Source organism: Dellaglioa sp. CoH-57-MRSF-19 (genome assembly GCF_056781975.1).
In genome coordinates, this window is record NZ_JBXAXW010000003.1 from 1 (window position 1) to 21,725 (window position 21,725).

General features: G+C 36.6%; 17 protein-coding genes, 1 tRNA gene and 1 riboswitch. Of the genes, 17 read left to right on the forward strand and 1 reads right to left on the reverse strand.

Translation table 11 applies throughout. The features are described from left to right. From AC1RO3_RS03695 to AC1RO3_RS03725, 7 genes are all read left to right on the forward strand, one after another. Window positions 1-72 (forward strand) — tRNA-Pro (locus AC1RO3_RS03695). Window positions 73-201: 129 nt separating this feature from the next. After that, window positions 202-669 carry a CtsR family transcriptional regulator gene (locus tag AC1RO3_RS03700; RefSeq protein WP_481761623.1) on the forward strand — a complete coding sequence of 156 codons (468 nt, stop codon included), beginning with the start codon at window positions 202-204 and terminating at the stop codon, window positions 667-669. 14 nt (window positions 670-683) lie between these two features. Beyond that, window positions 684-3,161: an ATP-dependent Clp protease ATP-binding subunit gene (locus tag AC1RO3_RS03705; RefSeq protein WP_481761622.1), complete on the forward strand. Its 2,478-nt coding sequence runs from the start codon at window positions 684-686 to the stop codon at window positions 3,159-3,161. A 65-nt stretch (window positions 3,162-3,226) separates the two neighbouring features. Continuing rightward, window positions 3,227-4,573 carry a glutathione-disulfide reductase gene (gene gorA / locus AC1RO3_RS03710; RefSeq protein WP_481761621.1) on the forward strand — a complete coding sequence of 449 codons (1,347 nt, stop codon included), beginning with the start codon at window positions 3,227-3,229 and terminating at the stop codon, window positions 4,571-4,573. Window positions 4,574-4,837: 264 nt separating this feature from the next. Continuing rightward, entirely contained in the window at window positions 4,838-8,428 is a 3,591-nt protein-coding gene (rpoB, locus tag AC1RO3_RS03715) for a DNA-directed RNA polymerase subunit beta (RefSeq protein WP_481761620.1), read from the forward strand. A 96-nt stretch (window positions 8,429-8,524) separates the two neighbouring features. Then, window positions 8,525-12,178: a DNA-directed RNA polymerase subunit beta' gene (gene rpoC, locus AC1RO3_RS03720; protein ID WP_481761619.1), complete on the forward strand. Its 3,654-nt coding sequence runs from the start codon at window positions 8,525-8,527 to the stop codon at window positions 12,176-12,178. Window positions 12,179-12,321: 143 nt separating this feature from the next. Next, window positions 12,322-12,419, forward strand: a riboswitch (purine riboswitch). Window positions 12,420-12,484: 65 nt separating this feature from the next. Continuing rightward, window positions 12,485-13,810, forward strand: a complete 1,326-nt coding sequence (locus AC1RO3_RS03725) for a nucleobase:cation symporter-2 family protein (RefSeq protein ID WP_481761618.1) — start codon at window positions 12,485-12,487, stop codon at window positions 13,808-13,810. A gap of 35 nt (window positions 13,811-13,845) precedes the next feature. Here AC1RO3_RS03725 and AC1RO3_RS03730 read toward each other — a convergent pair whose 3' ends face one another. Next, complete coding sequence (locus AC1RO3_RS03730; RefSeq protein WP_481761617.1) at window positions 13,846-14,538, reverse strand: prepilin peptidase; 693 nt, start codon at window positions 14,536-14,538, stop codon at window positions 13,846-13,848. Window positions 14,539-14,790: 252 nt separating this feature from the next. Between AC1RO3_RS03730 and rpsL the strand changes: the two genes are divergently transcribed. From rpsL to rplV, 10 genes are all read left to right on the forward strand, one after another. Then, window positions 14,791-15,201, forward strand: coding sequence for a 30S ribosomal protein S12 (gene rpsL / locus AC1RO3_RS03735; protein ID WP_057974646.1), 411 nt, complete (start codon window positions 14,791-14,793; stop codon window positions 15,199-15,201). A gap of 46 nt (window positions 15,202-15,247) precedes the next feature. Continuing rightward, window positions 15,248-15,718 carry a 30S ribosomal protein S7 gene (gene rpsG, locus AC1RO3_RS03740; protein ID WP_057974645.1) on the forward strand — a complete coding sequence of 157 codons (471 nt, stop codon included), beginning with the start codon at window positions 15,248-15,250 and terminating at the stop codon, window positions 15,716-15,718. Between the two features lie 93 nt (window positions 15,719-15,811). Continuing rightward, window positions 15,812-17,905: an elongation factor G gene (fusA, locus tag AC1RO3_RS03745; protein ID WP_409022017.1), complete on the forward strand. Its 2,094-nt coding sequence runs from the start codon at window positions 15,812-15,814 to the stop codon at window positions 17,903-17,905. 343 nt (window positions 17,906-18,248) lie between these two features. Further along, window positions 18,249-18,557, forward strand: coding sequence for a 30S ribosomal protein S10 (gene rpsJ, locus AC1RO3_RS03750; RefSeq protein WP_057974643.1), 309 nt, complete (start codon window positions 18,249-18,251; stop codon window positions 18,555-18,557). A gap of 46 nt (window positions 18,558-18,603) precedes the next feature. Next, window positions 18,604-19,236 (forward strand): 50S ribosomal protein L3, encoded by a 633-nt coding sequence (gene rplC, locus AC1RO3_RS03755; protein WP_481761616.1) that lies wholly within the window; start codon window positions 18,604-18,606, stop codon window positions 19,234-19,236. 20 nt (window positions 19,237-19,256) lie between these two features. Continuing rightward, a complete protein-coding gene (gene rplD, locus AC1RO3_RS03760; protein ID WP_409022019.1) occupies window positions 19,257-19,880 on the forward strand; it encodes a 50S ribosomal protein L4 in 624 nt (207 codons plus the stop codon). Further along, complete coding sequence (rplW, locus tag AC1RO3_RS03765) at window positions 19,880-20,164, forward strand: 50S ribosomal protein L23 (RefSeq protein ID WP_409022020.1); 285 nt, start codon at window positions 19,880-19,882, stop codon at window positions 20,162-20,164. The genes rplD and rplW overlap by 1 nt, the downstream gene beginning before the upstream one ends. A 32-nt stretch (window positions 20,165-20,196) precedes the next feature. Further along, window positions 20,197-21,030: a 50S ribosomal protein L2 gene (rplB, locus tag AC1RO3_RS03770; RefSeq protein WP_409022021.1), complete on the forward strand. Its 834-nt coding sequence runs from the start codon at window positions 20,197-20,199 to the stop codon at window positions 21,028-21,030. 42 nt (window positions 21,031-21,072) lie between these two features. After that, on the forward strand, window positions 21,073-21,354 hold the full coding sequence (gene rpsS / locus AC1RO3_RS03775; protein ID WP_057974638.1) for a 30S ribosomal protein S19: 282 nt from the start codon (window positions 21,073-21,075) through the stop codon (window positions 21,352-21,354). A 14-nt stretch (window positions 21,355-21,368) separates the two neighbouring features. After that, entirely contained in the window at window positions 21,369-21,722 is a 354-nt protein-coding gene (gene rplV / locus AC1RO3_RS03780) for a 50S ribosomal protein L22 (RefSeq protein WP_409022022.1), read from the forward strand. The last annotated feature ends 3 nt before the right edge of the window (window positions 21,723-21,725 follow it).

Here is a 21,725-nt window from a genome sequence, read left to right on the forward strand (position 1 = left end):
GGAAATAGCTCAGCTTGGTAGAGCACCTGGTTTGGGACCAGGGGGTCGCAGGTTCGAATCCTGTTTTCCCGATTAATTGAAAAAGGAATTTAAACTTTATGTTTAAATTCCTTTTTTTGTTTAGGACAAATAACTTTCAATTTTAATTTATATTTCGTATAATGAAAGTCAACATTAGTCAAACTATTTGAGGTGATGAATATGCAGGGTCAGAATATTTCTGATGTGATTGAGAAGTATTTTAAGAAAATTCTTTTAGACGAAAAAGAAATAGTCATTAAACGTTCTGAAGTTGCTGAATTATTTAATTGTGTACCATCGCAAATAAATTATGTTATTAACACGCGATTTACTATTCAAAATGGATATGTAGTAGAGAGTAAACGTGGTGGCGGTGGATATATTAGGATAGAAAAGGTAAATCTTTTTGTAGATCAAGAATTTATTCAAACAATAGAAAATTTAATTGGTACAAACGTATCCCAACAAGAAGGTTACGATATTATTCAAAGTTTATATGATGAGAAGACATTGACAAAAAAAGAATCAAATTTAGTTTTAGCTATAATAAAGAAAGATGTTTTTCTTGGTATGGATACAGAATCAGAAAATATGATACGCGCTAAAATGTTGATTAATTTAATTAATCGCTTACGATATGAAGAGTAGAAAGAGGTAATAATATGGATAATTTATTTACGCCGAGTGCAAAAGAAGTTCTTATTCGAGCACAGGAAGCTGCTAAACACTATCGTCAACAAGCCGTTGGTACTGAACATTTACTTTTGGCTTTGTCTGAAGTACAAAATGGTATTGCAGATAAAGTATTGAAACAATTTAATGTTGATCCAGAAGATATAATGGAAGAAATCGAAAGATTCACTGGTTATGGATCATTGAGATTAAATAAAAATGATAATTATTTACCTTACTCACCAAAAGCAAAAATGATTTTATCAATTGCTAACGATGAAGCTAAAAATTTAAATGCAAGTAAGGTGGGTACAGAGCATCTTTTACTAGCGCTAACAAGTAATAATGAAATATTATCATCAAGAATTATGGGCGGATTAAGTGCTGATGTTAAGCAGGTACGTAAAATGATTTTCCGTCAACTTGGTGTCAGTGAAGTTCAGATGAGACAAAAGAATCGTGGTAAACAAACTCCAGAAGAGGGAACACCTACATTAGATGAATTAGCACGTGATTTGACTAAAATGGCTCGTGATAAGCAGATTGACCCTGTAATTGGTCGAGATTCTGAAGTGAAAAGATTAACTCAAGTATTGAGTCGTCGAACTAAGAATAATCCAGTGTTAATTGGTGAACCTGGTGTTGGTAAGACTGCAATCGCTGAGGGGTTTGCTCAACGATTAGTTGACGGAAACGTTCCTGAAGACATGATTGGAAAACGATTAATGATGCTTGATATGGGATCATTAGTTGCGGGAACAAAATATCGTGGTGAATTTGAAGATCGGTTAAAGAAAATATTGAAAGAAGTATACACGACTAAAGATGTTATTTTATTTATTGATGAATTACACACGTTAATTGGTGCAGGGGGTGCAGAAGGTGCAATAGATGCATCTAATATATTAAAACCTGCATTGGCTCGTGGTGAAGTTCAAGTTATTGGTGCAACGACATTAGATGAGTATCAAAAATACATTGAATCTGATGCTGCTTTGGAACGACGTTTTGCGACAATCACAATCAAAGAACCAACAGAAGCACAGACTGTTGATATTTTAAAGGGACTCCGACCTAAATATGAGGCACATCATCGCGTGCAAATTACCGATGATGCAATTGAAGCAGCAGTAGAAATGGGTAATCGATATATTACTGATCGATTCCTACCTGATAAGGCGATTGATTTAATGGATGAAGCCGCTGCTCAGGTTCGTATTGAGCGCCCAAGGACTAAATCAAAATTAAGTAAAAAACAAGATCAACTTGACGAATTGCGTCAACAAAAAGATGATGCAGTTAGTCAGCAAGATTTTGAATTAGCTGCGGGTATTCGTACAAAAGAAATGCGTGTTAAAAAGCAGGTTGAAGATTTAGAAGCCGAAAAAAATGCTGCCGTTAAGTCTAGTGCAGAACATTATGATATAAAGGTAACTAGCGAAGAAATTGCAGGAATTGTTTCTGATTGGACAGGTGTTCCAGTACAACAATTGAATAAAAGTGAAAGTGATCGCTTAATTCATCTTGAAGACATTTTGCATAAACGTGTTATTGGTCAAAATGAGGCAGTTAGCTCAATTGCAAAGGCTATTCGACGTGCTAGAAGCGGATTGAAAAATCCAGCAAGACCAATTGGTTCATTCATGTTCCTTGGGCCAACGGGTGTTGGTAAAACTGAATTAGCTAAGGCACTTGCTGAAGCTATGTTTGGCTCTGAAGAAGCAATGATTCGAGTGGATATGTCGGAATATATGGAAAAATATAGTACAAGTCGCTTGATTGGATCGCCACCAGGTTACGTTGGATATGATGAAGGTGGACAATTGACTGAAAAAGTTCGTCAGACACCATATTCTGTTGTTCTCTTGGATGAAGTTGAAAAAGCGCATCCTGATGTTTTTAATATTTTACTTCAAGTGTTAGATGATGGATACTTAACAGATTCTAAAGGACGTCGTATTGATTTTAGAAATACAATTATCATTATGACATCTAACTTAGGTGCAACTGCCGTTCGTGATGAGAAGTTTGTTGGATTTGGTGTAGAATCTGAAAAAGATGAATATAAGGCAATGTCTGGAAAAATTCGCGCGGCTCTTAAAAAAGCCTTTCGTCCAGAATTTTTAAACCGAATTGATGAATCAATTATATTCCATTCATTAACTAAAGTTGAATTACATGAGATTGTGAAATTGATGACTAAAGAAGTTATTGATAGGTTGAAGGAACAAGATATTAAGGTTAAAATATCACCTGCAGCAATTGATGTGATTGCTAAGGCAGGGTTTGATCCAGAATATGGTGCTAGACCCATTCGTCGTGCATTACAAACAGAAGTTGAGGACCGTCTAAGTGATATTCTTCTTTCTGGTCAAATAAAAGATAATGATAATATTACAATTGGTGCTGTAAAAGGTGTTATCAAAGTAACGATTAAAGAATCAAAAACTAAAGTAGCAGTGAAGTAAACTTAAAAAGGTGTAACTATTCATGTAGTTGCACCTTTTTTATCACTAGAAAAGGAGTGTTATCTATGGAAAAAATAGATCTTATTGTAATTGGTGGAGGCTCTGCTGGAATTGCAGCAGCAAATCGAGCTGGTTCTTTTGGAAAAAAAGTAATTTTAATAGAAGGAAATGAAATTGGTGGAACTTGTGTCAACGTTGGATGTGTACCTAAAAAGATTATGTGGTCTGCAGCAGCGTTAGCACAAGATTTTGATTTAGCTACTGATTATGGGTTTACTAAACAACAGCCGCAACTTGATTTTGAAAAATTAGTTGCTAACCGTTCTGCATATATTGAACGATTACATGGCGCATATTTCAGAAATTTAGATAAAAATCAGGTACAAGTCATTAAAGGCTATGCAAAATTTATTGATAATCAAACAGTTGAAGTTAATGGCTCAAAATATGTCTCAGAGCACATACTAATTGCAACTGGTGGAACACCCAATATACCCGACATTCCTGGCGCAACGTATGGGATTGAATCTAATCAATTCTTTGATGATTTGAAAGAATTACCTGCTAAAGTTGCGGTTATCGGAAACGGTTATATTGGTACTGAACTTGCTGGAACGTTGAATGCACTAGGGTCAAAAGTTCACATGTATGCAAAATACGACACGTTGTTACCTAATTTTGATGAATTAATTTCAACAAATGTAACAGAAACGTATATAGAAAATGGAATTGATATTAGTTTTAACTCAAAGGTGACAGAGTTGAAACGGCGAAGTGATGGTAAATATGAAGTTATTACCAATGATGACTCATTGGTCGTAGATTGTGTTATTTGGGCGGTTGGCCGCCGACCAGTTACCGATAAAATGAATATTTCTGCCACAAATATTAAATTAAATGATAATGGTACTATTGTGGTCGACGAGTATCAAAATACATCAGTTGCTGGTATTTATGCGACTGGGGATGTTATTGGTAAACTTGACTTAACACCTGTTGCAATTGCAGCTAGCCGAAGATTAATGGAGCGTGTGTTTAATAATAAACCTACGGAACATTTAGATTATAAATTGGTACCCACAGTGGTATTCTCACATCCAGTTGCTGGAACGATTGGTTTAACTGAAGCTGAAGCAACTTTAGAATATGGTCAAGAAAATCTAAAAATTTATCGATCATCATTTACACCAATGCGTTATAGTTTAGGTGATAGTAAGGTGAAGGAAAACCTGAAGTTAATTACGGTTGGTAAAGATGAACGAATTGTTGGATTACATGGTGTTGGAGAAGGCATGGACGAAATGCTACAAGGATTTGCAGTAGCAATTAAAATGGGCGCAACTAAAAAAGATTTCGATGATACAGTTGCTATTCACCCAACGAGTGCTGAAGAATTTGTGACGATGACTTAATGAGCACGAACTGTTGACATCCGATTCAATAGCGTATATGATAATTAAATGTATAATACTGTGAATTTTTATAGCTGATTACGATCTATTGTCCGTAAGAAGCCTTATAGAGAGACAAAAATGGTGATTATTTAAAAATAAATAAACTGTTTTTGTTTTTTCTTTTGCCAAAAAAACCGATTTTTTCGTCTAGTATGCAATTTGTAATCAAACTGTAATATAAAATCATCGGACTTTGGCAGGTTTACAGAATAAATTTGAGAGGTGACTAATTTGGCTGGACATTTAGTAAACTACGGTAAACACAGTACACGTAGAAGTTACGCACGTATCAAAGAAGTTTTAGATTTACCTAATTTAATCGAAATTCAAAGTGACTCTTACCAATGGTTCTTGGATGAAGGTCTTCGTGAAATGTTTGAAGACATCATGCCAATTGACGATTTTGCTGGTAACTTATCATTAGAATTTGTTGATTACCAATTATTAGAACCTAAATACACTGTAGATGAAGCACGCGCACATGATGCGAACTATTCGGCTCCATTACATGTTACATTACGTTTAACTAACCATGAAACTGGCGAAATTAAATCTCAAGATGTTTTCTTTGGTGATTTCCCATTAATGACAGAACAAGGAACATTTATCATTAATGGTGCTGAACGAGTTATTGTTTCTCAATTAGTTCGTTCACCAGGGGTTTACTACAATGGTTCATTAGATAAAAATGGCCGTGAAACATATGGCACAACTGTTATTCCTAACCGTGGTGCATGGTTAGAATATGAATCAGATGCTAAAAATATTTCATATGTACGTATTGATCGTACACGTAAAATTCCATTAACTGAATTGGTCCGCGCTTTAGGATTTGGTTCTGATGATGAAATTATTGAAATGTTGGGTAACAATGATAGCTTAATGCTAACACTTGAAAAAGATGTTCATAAAAATACGGATGATTCACGTGTTGAAGAATCTTTAAAAGATGTTTATGAACGTCTACGTCCCGGCGAACCTAAAACAGCTGATAGCTCACGTAGTTTATTGACAGCTCGTTTCTTTGATCCAAAACGTTACGACTTAGCTCCAGTTGGTCGTTACAAAATTAATAAAAAATTAAGCTTGAAAACACGTTTATTGAACCAAACATTAGCTGAAACATTGGCTGATCCAGATACTGGTGAAGTACTTGCACAAAAAGATACCGTAATTGATAAACAAGTTATGGAAACTTTAGCACCATATCTTGATCGTCAAGATTTCAAGACGGTCACATACCACCCATCAGAAGATGGTGTTGTTACTGAACCTATGGTACTTCAAATCGTTAAGGTTTATTCTCAAGTAGACCCAGAACGTGAGATGCCAATGATTGGTAATGGCAATATTGACTTACAATACAAACATATTGTACCTGCTGATATTATTGCTTCAATGAACTATTTCTTTAATTTAAAAGAAAATATTGGTTCTGTGGATGATATTGATCATTTAGGTAACCGTCGTATTCGTTCAGTTGGTGAATTACTACAAAATCAATTTAGAATTGGTTTATCACGTATGGAACGTGTTGTACGTGAACGTATGTCAATTCAAGATACAACAACTGTTACACCACAACAATTGATTAACATTCGTCCTGTTGTGGCTTCTATTAAAGAATTCTTTGGTTCATCTCAATTATCACAATTCATGGATCAAACTAATCCACTTGGTGAATTGACACATAAACGTCGTCTTTCTGCCTTAGGACCTGGTGGTTTGACTCGTGATCGTGCTGGATATGAAGTTCGTGATGTTCATTACACGCATTACGGTCGTATGTGTCCAATTGAAACGCCTGAAGGACCTAACATTGGTTTGATTAATAGTTTATCAAGTTATGCACGTGTTAACCGATATGGTTTTATTGAAACACCTTATCGTCGTGTGAGCTGGGAATCACATCAAGTAACTGATAAAATCGATTACTTGACTGCTGATGAAGAAGATAACTATGTTATTGCACAGGCTAACTCACCATTAAATGAAGATGATTCATTTGTAAATGAACTCGTTATGGCTCGTAATCGTTCAGAAAATATCGAAATCGGTATTGATAAAGTCGATTACATGGATGTTTCACCTAAACAAGTTGTGGCTGTTGCTACAGCATGTATTCCTTTCTTGGAAAATGATGATTCTAACCGTGCCTTGATGGGTGCCAATATGCAACGTCAAGCTGTTCCTTTAATCAATCCTCATTCACCACTTGTTGGTACAGGTATTGAATATAAGGCAGCTCATGATTCTGGTGTCGCTTTAATTAACAAAAACGAAGGTACTGTTGAATACGTTGATGCACGTGAAATTCGTGTTCGTCGTGAAGATGGCGCTTTAGATAAATACAAATTAATGAAATTCCATCGTTCAAATGGTGGTAAAAACTACAATCAACGTCCAATTGTTCGTGTAAACGATCATGTTGATGCTGATGAAATTTTAGCTGATGGTCCTTCAATGGAAAATGGGGAATTAGCTTTAGGCCAAAACCCATTAGTTGCCTTTATGACTTGGAATGGTTATAACTTTGAAGATGCTGTTATCATTAACGAACGTCTTGTTCGTGATGATGTCTACACATCAATTCATATTGAAGAATTTGAATCAGAAGCACGTGATACAAAATTAGGACCTGAAGAAATTACTCGTGAAATTCCTAATGTTGGTGAAGATTCATTAAAAGATCTTGATGAATTTGGTATCGTCCGTATTGGTGCTGAAGTTAATGATGGTGATATCTTAGTTGGTAAAGTAACACCTAAAGGGGTTACTGAATTATCTGCTGAAGAACGTTTATTACATGCTATCTTTGGAGAAAAGGCTCGTGAAGTACGCGATACTTCATTGAAAGTTCCTCATGGTGGTGGCGGTATTGTTCAAGATGTTAAAATCTTTACTCGTGAAGCAGGGGATGAATTAAGTCCTGGTGTTAATATGATGGTTCGTATCTACATTGCACAAAAACGTAAGTTACGTGTGGGTGATAAGATGGCTGGACGTCATGGTAACAAAGGGGTTGTTTCAATCGTTGTCCCTTCTGAAGATATGCCTTACATGCCAGATGGTACACCAGTTGATATTCTTTTGAATCCCATGGGTGTTCCTTCTCGTATGAATATTGGACAAGTTTTAGATCTTCATTTAGGTATGGCTGCTCGTAAATTAGGTATCCATGTTGCAACACCAGTTTTTGATGGTGCTCGCGATTCAGATATCTGGAATGTCTTTAAAGAAGCTGGAATTTCAGATGATGGTAAGACAATCTTATATGATGGACGTACAGGTGATGCATTTGATAACCGTGTTTCTGTAGGTGTTATGTACTATATGAAACTTGCTCACATGGTTGATGATAAAATCCATGCTCGTTCAATAGGACCATACTCATTAGTAACGCAACAACCATTAGGTGGTAAAGCACAATTTGGTGGACAACGTTTTGGTGAAATGGAAGTTTGGGCACTTGAGGCTTATGGTGCTGCTTACACGTTACAAGAAATTTTAACGTATAAATCTGATGATGTTGTGGGTCGTGTGAAAACATACGAAGCAATTGTCAAAGGCGAACCAATTCCTAAACCAGGTGTTCCTGAATCATTCCGTGTTCTTGTTAAAGAATTACAGTCATTAGGATTAGATATGAAAGTACTTGATGCTAAAAAGACTGAAATTGAATTACGTGACATGGATGATGACGATGATGATATCGTTAATGTGGATGCGTTAAGCAAATTAGCTAATGAACAAAAAGAGAAAAAAGCTAAAGAAGAAGCCGAAAAAATGGCTGCTGAAATGAACAAAGAATAATTTTGGCTTAGTTACTGAACTCAAATTTGTGTGGATGAAGCTAATGCTTAGTTTGAGAAATCCAACACACTATAAAACTAAAGGGAGGTCGGTCCTTTGATCGATGTCAATAAATTTGATAGCATGCAAATTGGCTTAGCATCTTCTGATAAGATTAGAAGCTGGTCATATGGTGAAGTTAAAAAGCCCGAAACAATCAATTATCGTACATTAAAACCTGAAAAAGACGGACTATTCGATGAACGTATTTTTGGACCAACAAAAGATTGGGAATGTGCCTGTGGTAAATACAAACGTATTCGCTATAAAGGTATCGTCTGTGATCGTTGTGGTGTTGAAGTTACTCGTTCTAAAGTACGTCGCGAACGTATGGGTCATATTGAATTAGCTGCACCAGTTACACATATCTGGTACTTTAAAGGAATTCCAAGTCGTATGGGTCTTGTCTTAGACATGAGTCCTCGTGCTTTGGAAGAAGTTATCTACTTTGCTTCTTACGTTGTTACTGAACCTGGTAACACACCTCTTGAAAAGAAACAGTTATTAACAGAACGTGAATATCGTGAAAAACGTGAAGAATACGGGACTGAATTCGAAGCTGGAATGGGTGCTGACGCTATTCGTCATTTATTACGTGATGTTAATCTTGCTGGTGAATCTGAAGAATTAAAAGAAGAATTGAAAGATGCTACTGGCCAAAAGAGAACACGTGCTGTTCGTCGTTTGGACATTTTAGAAGCATTCTTACTTTCTGAAAATGAACCTGCATGGATGGTTATGGATGCTGTTCCTATTATTCCACCTGACTTACGTCCAATGGTTCAATTAGAAGGTGGCCGTTTTGCCACTTCTGATTTGAATGATTTATACAGACGGGTTATTAACCGAAATAACCGACTAAAACGTTTATTAGATTTGAACGCTCCTGGTATTATTGTTCAAAATGAAAAACGTATGTTACAAGAAGCTGTTGATGCATTGATTGATAATGGTCGTCGTGGCCGTCCAGTTACTGGACCTGGTAACCGACCATTGAAATCTCTTTCACATATGTTGAAAGGTAAACAAGGACGTTTCCGTCAAAATTTACTTGGAAAACGTGTTGATTATTCAGGCCGTTCAGTTATTGCTGTTGGACCAACGTTACAAATGAATCAATGTGGTATTCCTCGTGAAATGGCTTTGGAATTATTCAAACCATTTATGATGAAAGAACTTGTTAAACGTGAAATGGCTTCAAATATTAAAAATGCTAAACGTAAACTTGATCGTCGCGATGAAGATATCTGGGATGTTTTAGAAGAAGTTATTGTTGAACATCCAGTTCTCCTTAACCGCGCACCAACACTTCATCGTCTTGGTATTCAAGCTTTCGAACCAATTTTAGTTGATGGTAAAGCAATTCGTCTTCATCCCTTAGCTTGTGAAGCTTACAATGCTGATTTTGATGGAGATCAAATGGCTATCCATGTACCTTTATCTGATGAAGCACAAGCAGAAGCTCGTTTGCTTATGTTAGCTGCTCATCATATCTTGGCACCTAAAGATGGTAAACCAGTTGTAACACCTTCTCAAGATATGGTTTTAGGTAACTACTACCTTACAATGGAAGAAGCTGGCCGCGAAGGCGAAGGTATGATCTTTAAAGATGCTAACGAAGCTGTAATGGCTTACCGTAATGGTTACGTTCATTTGCACACTCGTATTGGATTACAAACAGCAACATTAGCTGCTGAAGGTAAACCATTTACAGATTGGCAAAAAGAACGCATTATGATAACAACTGTTGGTAAAGCAATCTTTAATGAAATTTTACCTAATGAATTTGCCTACATTAATGAACCTAAGAATGATAACTTAATTAATAAAACAGCCGACAAATATTTTGTTGAACCTGGTCAAAATATTGGTGATGTTATTAAAGCACAAGAAATTATTTTACCTTTCAAAAAAGGATTCTTGAGTGATATCATTTCTGAAGTTTATAAACGATTTAAAGTAACTGAAACGTCTAAGATGTTAGATCGTCTTAAAAACTTAGGTTATGATCAATCAACACATGCTGGTATTACAGTTGGTATTTCTGATGTAACTGACTTAAAGGAAAAACCTGCAATTATTGAAGAAGCTCATAAACAAGTTGCTTTAGTTGCAAAACAATTCCGTCGAGGTTTGATTACAGAAGATGAACGTTATGAACGTGTTATTGCTATCTGGACACAAGCAAAAGATGATATTCAACAAAAACTAATGGAAGCATTGGGCACACAAAATCCTATTCAAATGATGAGTGATTCTGGAGCCCGTGGTAATATTTCTAACTTTACTCAATTAGCTGGTATGCGTGGTTTGATGGCAGCTCCTAATGGTAAAACAATGGAATTACCTATTATTTCTAACTTCCGTGAAGGTTTGTCAGTGTTGGAAATGTTTATTTCAACTCATGGGGCTCGTAAAGGTATGACTGATACGGCCTTGAAGACTGCCGATTCTGGATACTTGACTCGTCGACTTGTTGATGTTGCTCAAGATGTTATTATTCGTGAGAAAGATTGTTTCACTGATCGTGGCTTAGATGTATCAGCTATTAAAGAAGGAAATGAAATGATCGAACCATTGTATGACCGTATCTTAGGTCGTTATGCAATGAAGACCGTTAAAAATCCTGAAACTGGTGAAGTTATTGTCGCTTCAAACGAAATGATCGAAGAAAGCAAAGCGCAAGCAATTATCGCTGCTGGAATCGAACAAGTAACTATCCGCTCAGCATTTACATGTAACACTAAGCATGGGGTTTGTGAACATTGTTATGGTCGTAATATGGCTACTGGTGATCAGGTTGAAGTTGGTGAAGCAGTTGGTACTGTTGCTGCTCAATCAATCGGTGAACCCGGAACTCAATTAACAATGCGTACTTTCCATACTGGTGGGGTTGCTGGAGATGATATTACACAAGGGTTACCTCGTGTTCAAGAAATCTTCGAAGCACGTAATCCTAAAGGTCGTGCTGAAATTACAGAAGTAACAGGTATGATTGAAGCAATTGAAGAAAATCCTGCTGAACGTACTAAAGAAGTAACAGTTAAAGGTGAAACTGATACACGAACATATAGTTTACCTTATACTGCTGTTCTTAAAGTTGCCGAAGGTGATAAAATTCATCGTGGTGAAGCACTAACAGTTGGTTCAATTGATCCTAAACAATTAATTCAAGTTCGTGATGTTCTTTCTACGGAGAATTATATTCTTCGTGAAGTTCAAAAAGTATATCGTATGCAAGGGGTAGAAATCTCTGATAAGCATGTGGAGGTTATGTCTCGTCAAATGTTACGTAAGGTTCGCGTTATGGATCCCGGTGACACAAATGTATTACCAGGTACTTTAATGGATATCATGGATCTTAAAGAAGATAACTATAAGACATTGATCAAAGGTGGCATTCCAGCTACTTCACGTCCTGTCTTACTTGGTATCACTAAAGCATCTCTAGAAACAAACAGTTTCTTATCAGCTGCATCATTCCAAGAAACAACTCGTGTTCTTACGGATGCTGCTATTCGCGGTAAGAATGATCCATTAATTGGTCTGAAAGAAAATGTTATTATTGGTAAGATTATTCCTGCCGGTACTGGTATGCCAGATTACCGTCAAATTAAACCAAAAGAAACAGGTTCAATTTCAGCTAATGTTTATTCAATCTCAGATATTGAGAAACGAATGAAAGAAGAAGAAGCTAGCGTGAACGATTAACGTCATAGCTAAAAAAGAACAATTCTTATTAATTTAAGAGTTGTTCTTTTTTTTGTGCTTTATTAGCGAACAATTAACGCTTACATTTTAATAACGTCCGCAAACCATTGTATGGGTAAATAGACTGTGTTAATATTGTCATACAATAAAAAATACTGATCACCTATATAATGTCATGATATGGATGCTAGTTTCTACCCGGAGCCGTAAATTCCGGACTATATGTGAGTTAAAGCAAGCATGTATTAGGCATGAAATCCATAGAAAATCCGACTTATTAGTGTGAAAGATAATGTGGAGGATCAAATGAAGAATAGCACGGAATTAGAAAATAGTAGTTTGGATGAATCTAATTTATCAAATTTTAGAGCAGCAATATTAGGATTACAGCATTTATTAGCCATGTATTCAGGCGACATTTTGGTACCATTATTAGTTGGGGCTGCACTTGGGTTTAGTACAAAACAAATTACTTATTTAGTTTCGATGGATATTTTCATGTGTGGGATTGCAACATTATTACAATTGAAACGCACACGTTTTACTGGCATTGGTTTACCTGTAGTACTTGGGTGCGCGATTGAATACGTTGCACCATTGACTGCAGTAGGAAAACATTTTGGATTAGGAACAATGTATGGATCAATTATTGCTGCTGGTATTTTTATATTTCTAATTTCGGGATTCTTTGCAAACATTAGAAAATTCTTCCCACCAGTAGTGACAGGATCATTAATTACGTTAATCGGATTAACGTTAATTCCAGTTGCCTTTACCAACATGGGCGGTGGGGATGTGACAGCCAAATCATTTGGTAGTATCCCTAACTTAATAGTTGCAGGTGTAACCATTGCCGTTATTTTAGGCTTGAACATTTGGGGCCGCGGATTCATTCAACAAGTGGGTATCTTAATTGGTATTTTAGTTGGTGTGGTCGTTGCCTCATTTATGGGAAAAGTAACATTAGACCCAGTTAGCCAAGCTAATTGGTTTCAATTACCCCATGTTTTTATGTTTGCTGCCCCTAAATTTGAATGGTCATCAATTGTGACTATGATATTAGCAGCGTTAACAACTATGATTGAATCAACTGGTGTATTTTTTGCGCTGGGAGATATCGTTGGTCGTCCAATCAGAAAAGATGATTTAAAAAAAGGGTACCGTGCTGAAGGTATCGCAGCTGTTTTAGGTGGTATCTTTAATACGTTCCCATACTCGACATTTTCACAAAATGTTGGAATTGTGCAACTATCAGGAATTAAAACGAAGAAACCTGTTTATTTTTCAGCGTTCTTTTTAATTGCTTTAGGGTTACTTCCTAAAATTGGTGCAGCAGCAACTGTCATTCCAGCAGCCGTTTTAGGTGGTGCTATGTTAGTTATGTTCGGTATGGTTGGTGCACAAGGTATTAAAATGTTGCGCGAAGTTGAAGGTAGTAATAGTAATTTATTAATTATCGGTATTTCGGTCAGCTTAGGACTTGGTGTAACAGTACAACCAGCATTACTCCAAGCATTACCCTTAACAATCCAGACCATTTTTGGTAATGGACTTGTTGTCGGTAGTCTGTCGGCTGTTATCTTAAATATTCTATTCAATTATGGTCATTTGAATGACGCAATCGAAGATTAAAGTAAAAGCTAAGCAAATTTGCTTAGCTTTTTTATTTATATGAAGAAAGATAACGCAATAGTAATATAAACGCCAAACGTTATATGTGGGACAAATGGGAAAAATTGATATCGACTCTGTTTTACAGTAAAAAAGTAGATAAGTGAGCTGATACAAGCAAAAAGAGTGGCAATCAAACAAAAATGAACACCAAATGTTAGTTGAATGATAATCAGTAAAATAAAATCGCCAAGGCCGAGCTTTTGTTGAAAACATAAGACAAATAGAAACAGACTGAATAAGCTAATTGCTATTAGTGAGTCTGGAAACCCAAATAACAGATAATGCCACAGGATGAATAGTATTCCACCACCGATAGTTAAGCGACCAGAAATCAGTCGGTTAGTGAAATCCATAGCTGATAGAAAAGTTAAATAAAATAAGAACGTTATAAGTAATAGAAATTCAAAAAGAGATAGTTGAGTGAAAGATAAGGGCAACATGGCGGCCAAACTACATTCAAAAATAAATGAATAGGCTGGGAATTCTCCCTTGCAGAATCGACAGTGTCCGTGTAATCTAAGATAAGCGTAGATAGGAATTAGATCAAACCAAGGTATTTTTGTACCACAATAGTCGCAGATTGATCTTTTGTTGAATTGATTCTGATTCAATGCACAGCGTGTGGCAATGCAGGTGATGAATGAACCTAGGCAAGCACCTAGTAAAAATAAATAACTAATTAACATAATTTAAATCCTCCTATTAAAAAATACGCTTTTTAGTGTAAATACCATTGACGTATATTAAATACCGTGATATTCTGTGTAAGGTGCTTTTTGTGAACAGTTAATTCATCTACATAGTTGAGATTCTGTATAACAGCAGCGCATTATAAGACAGACGTCTAGGACGTTATTTTTTATTATTAAAAAATGAACCACCTGGATGTGTGGACTTAAAAAACAATTAACCTATAATAAGGAAGGAGGAAACTTTAGATGCCAACAATTAATCAATTAGTTCGTAAAGGTCGTAATTCTAAAGGTTCAAAATCTGGTGCACCCGCATTAAACTTCGGGTATAACAGTTACAAAAAAGTTCAAACAGATAATCCTGCACCACAAAAACGTGGGGTTGCTACTCGTGTCGGAACAATGACACCTAAAAAGCCTAACTCTGCTTTACGTAAATATGCGCGTGTGCGTTTATCTAACTTACTTGAAGTTACAGCTTACATTCCTGGTATTGGACATAACTTGCAAGAACATAGTGTTGTTCTTATTCGTGGTGGCCGTGTAAAAGATTTACCTGGGGTACGTTACCATGTTATCCGTGGTGCTCTTGATACAGCCGGTGTTGCTGATCGTAAACAAAGTCGTTCAAAATACGGCGCAAAGAGACCTAAATAAGAATAAAGTTATTCTAATAAAAATAGAATCTAAGGAGGTTATTTAGATGCCAAGAAAAGGCCCAGCTCCAAAACGAGAAGTATTGCCTGATCCAATTTACAATTCTAAATTAGTAACACGTTTAATCAACCGTTTAATGTTAGATGGTCGTCGTGGTACTGCATCAAAGATCTTGTATGATGCATTCGAAATGATTAAAGAACAAACAGGAAACGAACCTAATGAAGTTTTTGATGAAGCTATGAAAAACATCATGCCTGTACTTGAAGTTAAAGCTCGCCGTGTCGGTGGTTCTAACTACCAAGTGCCAATTGAAGTTCGCCCTGATCGTCGTTCAACTTTAGGTTTACGTTGGTTAGTAAGTTACGCACGTTTACGTGGGGAACATACTATGCCAGAACGTTTAGCTAAAGAAATCATGGATGCAGCAAACAATACTGGTGCATCAGTTAAGAAACGTGAAGATACACATAAAATGGCTGACGCTAATAAAGCATTCGCACATTACCGCTGGTAATTTTATAAAAGAATGGCTATTATATGATTTTGATAATCGATATAGTAGTCATTTTTTTGAATCTATTTTAGAATCGAAAGGAGATACTACAAAATGGCAAATAAACGCGAATTCCCACTAGAAAAAACGCGTAATATCGGGATTGTTGCTCATATCGATGCTGGTAAGACAACAACTACTGAACGTATTTTATACTATACTGGTAAAATTCATAAAATTGGTGAAACTCATGAAGGAGCTTCACAAATGGATTGGATGGAACAAGAACAAGAACGTGGTATCACAATCACATCAGCTGCAACAACTGCTGAATGGAAAGAACATCGTATTAATATCATCGATACTCCAGGACATGTGGATTTCACTATTGAAGTTGAACGTTCACTTCGTGTCTTAGATGGAGCCGTTGTTGTTTTAGATGGTCAATCTGGTGTTGAACCACAAACTGAAAACGTTTGGCGTCAAGCTACAACATATTCAGTTCCTCGTATCGTTTTCATCAATAAGATGGATAAAATGGGTGCTAATTTTGATTACTCAGTAGGCACAATCAAAGATCGTCTTCAAGTAAATGCTGTTCCTATCCAAATGCCAATTGGTGCTGAAGATGATTTTGAAGGTGTTATTGATTTAATCGAAATGAAAGCCGATTTATATGATAACGAAGATTTAGGTGCTACATGGGAAAGTATTGACGTTCCTGAAGAATATTTAGAAGAAGCTACAAAACGTCGCGAAGCTTTAGTTGAAGCCGTTGCTGATGTTGATGAAAAGCTTATGGAAAAATATCTTGATGGTGTGGAAATTACTAAAGATGAAATCAAAGCTGCTATCCGTAAAGCAACATTAAATCTTGAAATGTACCCAGTTCTTGCTGGTTCAGCATTTAAAAACAAGGGTGTTCAAATGATGTTGGATGCTGTTAATGATTTCTTACCATCTCCTTTAGATGTTAAACCTTATAACGCAGTAGATCCTAAAACAGATGAAGAAGTTGAAATCACAGCCGGTGATGACAAAGATTTCGCTGCTTTAGCATTTAAAATTGCAACGGATCCCTTCGTTGGTCGTTTAACATTCTTCCGTGTTTACTCAGGTACATTACAAGCTGGTTCTTATGTCTTGAACTCTACTAAAGACACGCGTGAACGTGTTGGTCGTATCCTTCAAATGCATTCAAATCACCGTAATGAAATTCCTGAAGTATTCTCTGGTGATATTGCTGCTGCTATTGGTTTGAAAAATACGACAACTGGTGATTCATTAACGGATGAAAAACATCCATTAATCCTTGAATCAATGGAATTCCCTGAACCAGTTATCCAAGTATCTATCGAACCAAAAACAAAAGCTGATCAAGATAAGATGGATATCGGTTTACAAAAACTAGCAGAAGAAGATCCTTCATTCAAGGCTGAAACTAACCCTGAAACTGGTGAAACTTTAATCGCTGGGATGGGTGAATTGCATTTGGATATCATCGTTGATCGTATGAGACGTGAATTTAACGTTGAAGCTACTGTTGGTGAACCACAAGTTGCCTACCGTGAAACATTTACAAAAACTGTTTCTGCACAAGGTAAATTCGTTCGTCAATCTGGTGGTAAAGGTCAATATGGTGATGTTACAGTTGAATTCTCACCTAATGAAGAGGGTGGCGGTTTCGCATTCGAAGACGCTATCGTCGGTGGGGTTGTTCCTCGTGAATATATTCCTTCAGTTGAACAAGGTTTGAGAGAAGCTATGCAAAATGGTGTTCTTGCAGGCTACCCACTTATTGATGTTAAAGCTAAGTTATATGATGGATCATATCATGATGTCGATTCTAACGAATCAGCATTTAAGGTAGCTGCCTCAATGGCATTGAGAAAAGCTGCTAAGAGTGCTGGTGCTGTTATTCTTGAACCAATGATGAAAGTTGAAGTTGTCGCTCCTGAAGATTACTTAGGTGATGTTATGGGACATGTAACTGCTCGTCGTGGACGTGTTGAAGGTATGGAAGCTCGCGGAAATGCACAAGTTGTTAACGCAATGGTTCCTCTTTCAGGTATGTTCGGTTACGCAACTACTTTACGTTCTTCTACACAAGGACGTGGTACATTCACAATGACATTTGATCATTACGAAGCTGTACCAAAATCAATCCAAGAAGAAATTATGAAGAAAAACGGAACAGCTACTGATTAATTAGTTGGTCTGAATTATAAAAGAAGTTATCACTTGTTGATAGCTTCTTTTTTTGTGGTAAAATAACATTTGGAAAATAAAAAAAGTTTTAAAAATGTTAATTATGATTATATAATGAGAAACTTTGAAAAAAAATAAGAAAGCACTTGCCATAAGGCTTTATCTCTAGTAGTATAGATAAGTACCCAAAAACAGATGGCGTATTACGCCCTGCGATAGGGTTTCATAGAATGAGCTAAGATGTGAAAGATTGCGACACGCCCGGCAGCTTTGCCACGCAAGGTGTGTCGGTCACTTACACGGAGCTAGTCTTATTTTTAAAATAGACGAAGGAGGGAACAAAATGGCAAAACAAAAAATTCGTATTCGCTTAAAAGCTTACGAACACCGTATTTTAGACCAATCTGCTGACAAGATTGTTGAAACTGCAAAAAGAACAGGGGCAACAATTTCTGGACCAATTCCATTGCCAACAGAACGTACATTATACACAGTTTTACGTTCACCACATAAGCATAAAGATTCACGTGAACAATTCGAAATGCTTACACATAAACGTTTGATTGATATCGTTAACCCAACACCTAAGACAGTTGATTCATTGATGAAACTTGACTTACCTAGTGGCGTTGATATTGAAATCAAATTATAAAACAGAGTTACAAAAATAAAAATACAAACATATTGGAGGTGTACTCATGACTACAAAAGGAATCTTAGGAAAAAAAGTAGGTATGACACAAGTTTTTACTGAAAATGGTGAATTGGTACCAGTTACAGTGATTGAATCTACGCCAAACGTTGTTTTACAATTGAAAACAATTGAAAACGATGGTTACGAAGCAATTCAATTAGGTTACCAAGACATGCGCGAAGTATTAACAAACAAACCTGCTAAAGGTCATGCAGCAAAAGCAAATACTACTCCTAAGCGCTTCGTTCGTGAAATTAACGATGTTGAGCTTGGAGAATATAACGTAGGTGACGAAATTAAAGTTGATACATTCTCAGCTGGCGATATCGTTAACGTTACGGGTACGTCTAAGGGACATGGTTTCCAAGGAAATATCAAACGTTGGGGACAATCACGAGGTCCTATGACTCATGGTTCTCGTTATCATCGTCGTCCTGGTTCAATGGGTGCCGTTATTAACCGTGTATTCAAAGGTAAGAGATTACCAGGTCGCATGGGTGGCAAACGCGTAACTGTCCAAAACTTGGAAATTATTCGTGTTGACGTTGATAGTAATGTTATCTTGATTAAAGGTAACGTACCAGGCGCAAACAAAACATTAGTTACAATTAAAAACGTCACAAAAGACGCTAAATAACAGGAAGGAGGAATTTCAAAATGCCAACAGTCGCATTATTAAAACAAGATGGTACTAAAAATGGTGAAGTTGAATTAAACGACGCTATTTTTGGAATCGAACCTAACGACAATGTCATTTTTGACGCCGTAATCATGCAACGTGCATCATTACGTCAAGGAACTCATTCAGTTAAAAACAAAAGTGCAGTTTCAGGTGGTGGTAGAAAACCATGGCGCCAAAAAGGTACAGGTCGTGCTCGTCAAGGATCTATCCGTAGCCCACAATGGCGTGGTGGTGGTGTCGTATTTGGCCCTACTCCTCGTTCATACAGTTACAAATTACCTAAAAAAGTTCGCCGTTTAGCTCTTAAATCAGTACTTTCACAAAAAGTATTGGATAACAGCGTGGTTATGGTCGATGCACTTAGCTTCGAACAACCAAAGACAAAAACTTTCAAAGAAGTTTTAAGTAACTTAGATATCAACAAAAAAGTATTAATAGTTCTTGAACCTGGCAATGATTTCGTTGCTTTAGCAGCTCGTAACTTACAAAATGTTACAGTAGTAGAAGCTAAAGGTGTTAACGTTCTTGACGTTATCAACAATGATAAATTAGTCATGACTCAAGCAGCTCTTTCTCAAGTAGAGGAGGCTCTTTCATAATGGAATCAAGAGATATTATCTTACGCCCAGTCATCACCGAAGCAGCAATGGATAGAATGGCTAACAAAGTTTACACATTCGACGTTGATACTCGTGCAACTAAAATTGAAGTCAAAAAAGCTATTGAAGATATTTTTGGCGTTAAAGTTGTAAAAGTAAATATCATGAATGTTAAAGGTAAGTTAAAACGTCAAGGTCGCTATGCTGGTTATACTAAAAAACGCCGTAAAGCAATTGTTACTTTAACTGCCGACTCAAAAGAAATCCAATTATTCGAAGAATAATCTAAAATTTTGTAAACTAGGAGGAAAACAACGTGGGAATTAAAAAATTCAAACCAACCACTAACGGTCGTCGTAATATGACTGGTTCTGATTTCTCAGAAATTACTAAATCAACTCCTGAAAAATCATTACTAGAATCAAAAAGCAGAACTGCCGGCCGTAATAACTATGGTCGCATTACTGTTCGTCACCGTGGTGGTGGTCATAAACGTCAATACCGTTTGATCGATTTCAAGCGTGTTAAAGACAATGTAACAGCAACTGTTAAAGCAATTGAATATGATCCAAACCGTTCAGCTAATATTGCATTATTACAATATACTGATGGTATCAAATCATACATCATTGCTCCTAAAGGATTAGAAGTTGGCATGATGGTTCAATCTGGTAAAGAAGCAGATATCAAGGTTGGTAACGCATTAGCTCTTCAAGATATCCCAGTTGGTACAATTATTCATAATGTCGAATTAAAACCAGGTAAGGGTGGACAACTTGCTCGTTCAGCCGGTGCTTCTGCACAATTACTTGGTAAAGAAGGTAAATACGTCCTTGTTCGTTTGACATCAGGCGAAGTTCGCATGATCTTATCAACATGTCGCGCATCTATCGGTGCTGTTGGTAACGAACAACATGAATTAATCAAAATTGGTAAAGCTGGTCGTGCTCGTTGGGCTGGTAAACGTCCTACAGTTCGTGGATCAGTTATGAATCCTAACGATCATCCTCATGGTGGTGGTGAAGGTAAAGCTCCAATTGGTCGTCCATCACCTATGTCTCCTTGGGGTCAAAAGACGATGGGTTACAAAACACGTTCAAAGAAAAACCAATCAGACAAATTTATCGTACGTGGACGCAACAAGAAATAATTTACTTGTTGCTTAAGCTATATTCCGGAAGGAGGATTCACATTGAGTCGTAGTCTAAAAAAAGGACCATTCGTCGATGAACATTTGATGAAAAAGGTCGAAGCACAAACTGATCAAGAAAAGAAAACAGTTATCAAAACATGGTCACGTCGTTCAACAATCTTCCCTAACTTCATTGGTCTAACTATCGCTGTATATGATGGACGTAAACACGTTCCAGTTTTTATGCAAGAAGATATGGTTGGTCATAAGTTGGGTGAATTTGTTCCAACACGTACTTTCCGTGGTCACGGATCTGACGATAAGAAAACTACAGTTAAATAAAGGAGGTTATACACATGGCTGAACAAGTAACATCAGCAAAAGCAACCGCCAAAACTGTTCGTATTCCAGCGCGTAAAGCTCGCTTGGTAATCGATCTTATCAGAGGTAAAAGTGTTGCTGAAGCTATCGGTATTTTGAGATTTACTCCCAGAGCCGGAAGCCCAATCATTGAAAAAGTTTTACTTTCTGCTGTAGCTAATGCAGAAAATAATTTTGATTTAGATGGTGAAAACTTAGTTATTACTGATATTTTTGCTAACGAAGGACCAACTTTAAAACGTTTCCGTCCTCGTGCTAAAGGATCAGCTTCACCAATTAACAAACGTACGAGTCACATTACAGTAGTTGTATCTGAAACTACAAAATAAGGA

What these genes read in the sequence shown, in the direction of transcription:
- rplC (WP_481761616.1), top strand. Translation starts at nt 18,604, where the DNA reads ATGACTACAAAAGGAATCTTAGGAAAAAAAGTAGGTATGACACAAGTT.
- AC1RO3_RS03700 (WP_481761623.1), top strand. Translation starts at nt 202, where the DNA reads ATGCAGGGTCAGAATATTTCTGATGTGATTGAGAAGTATTTTAAGAAA.
- fusA (WP_409022017.1), top strand. Translation starts at nt 15,812, where the DNA reads ATGGCAAATAAACGCGAATTCCCACTAGAAAAAACGCGTAATATCGGG.
- rpsJ (WP_057974643.1), top strand. Translation starts at nt 18,249, where the DNA reads ATGGCAAAACAAAAAATTCGTATTCGCTTAAAAGCTTACGAACACCGT.
- AC1RO3_RS03705 (WP_481761622.1), top strand. Translation starts at nt 684, where the DNA reads ATGGATAATTTATTTACGCCGAGTGCAAAAGAAGTTCTTATTCGAGCA.
- gorA (WP_481761621.1), top strand. Translation starts at nt 3,227, where the DNA reads ATGGAAAAAATAGATCTTATTGTAATTGGTGGAGGCTCTGCTGGAATT.
- rpsL (WP_057974646.1), top strand. Translation starts at nt 14,791, where the DNA reads ATGCCAACAATTAATCAATTAGTTCGTAAAGGTCGTAATTCTAAAGGT.
- rplW (WP_409022020.1), top strand. Translation starts at nt 19,880, where the DNA reads ATGGAATCAAGAGATATTATCTTACGCCCAGTCATCACCGAAGCAGCA.
- rplV (WP_409022022.1), top strand. Translation starts at nt 21,369, where the DNA reads ATGGCTGAACAAGTAACATCAGCAAAAGCAACCGCCAAAACTGTTCGT.
- AC1RO3_RS03730 (WP_481761617.1), bottom strand. Translation starts at nt 14,538, where the DNA reads ATGTTAATTAGTTATTTATTTTTACTAGGTGCTTGCCTAGGTTCATTC.
- AC1RO3_RS03725 (WP_481761618.1), top strand. Translation starts at nt 12,485, where the DNA reads ATGAAGAATAGCACGGAATTAGAAAATAGTAGTTTGGATGAATCTAAT.
- rpsG (WP_057974645.1), top strand. Translation starts at nt 15,248, where the DNA reads ATGCCAAGAAAAGGCCCAGCTCCAAAACGAGAAGTATTGCCTGATCCA.
- rplD (WP_409022019.1), top strand. Translation starts at nt 19,257, where the DNA reads ATGCCAACAGTCGCATTATTAAAACAAGATGGTACTAAAAATGGTGAA.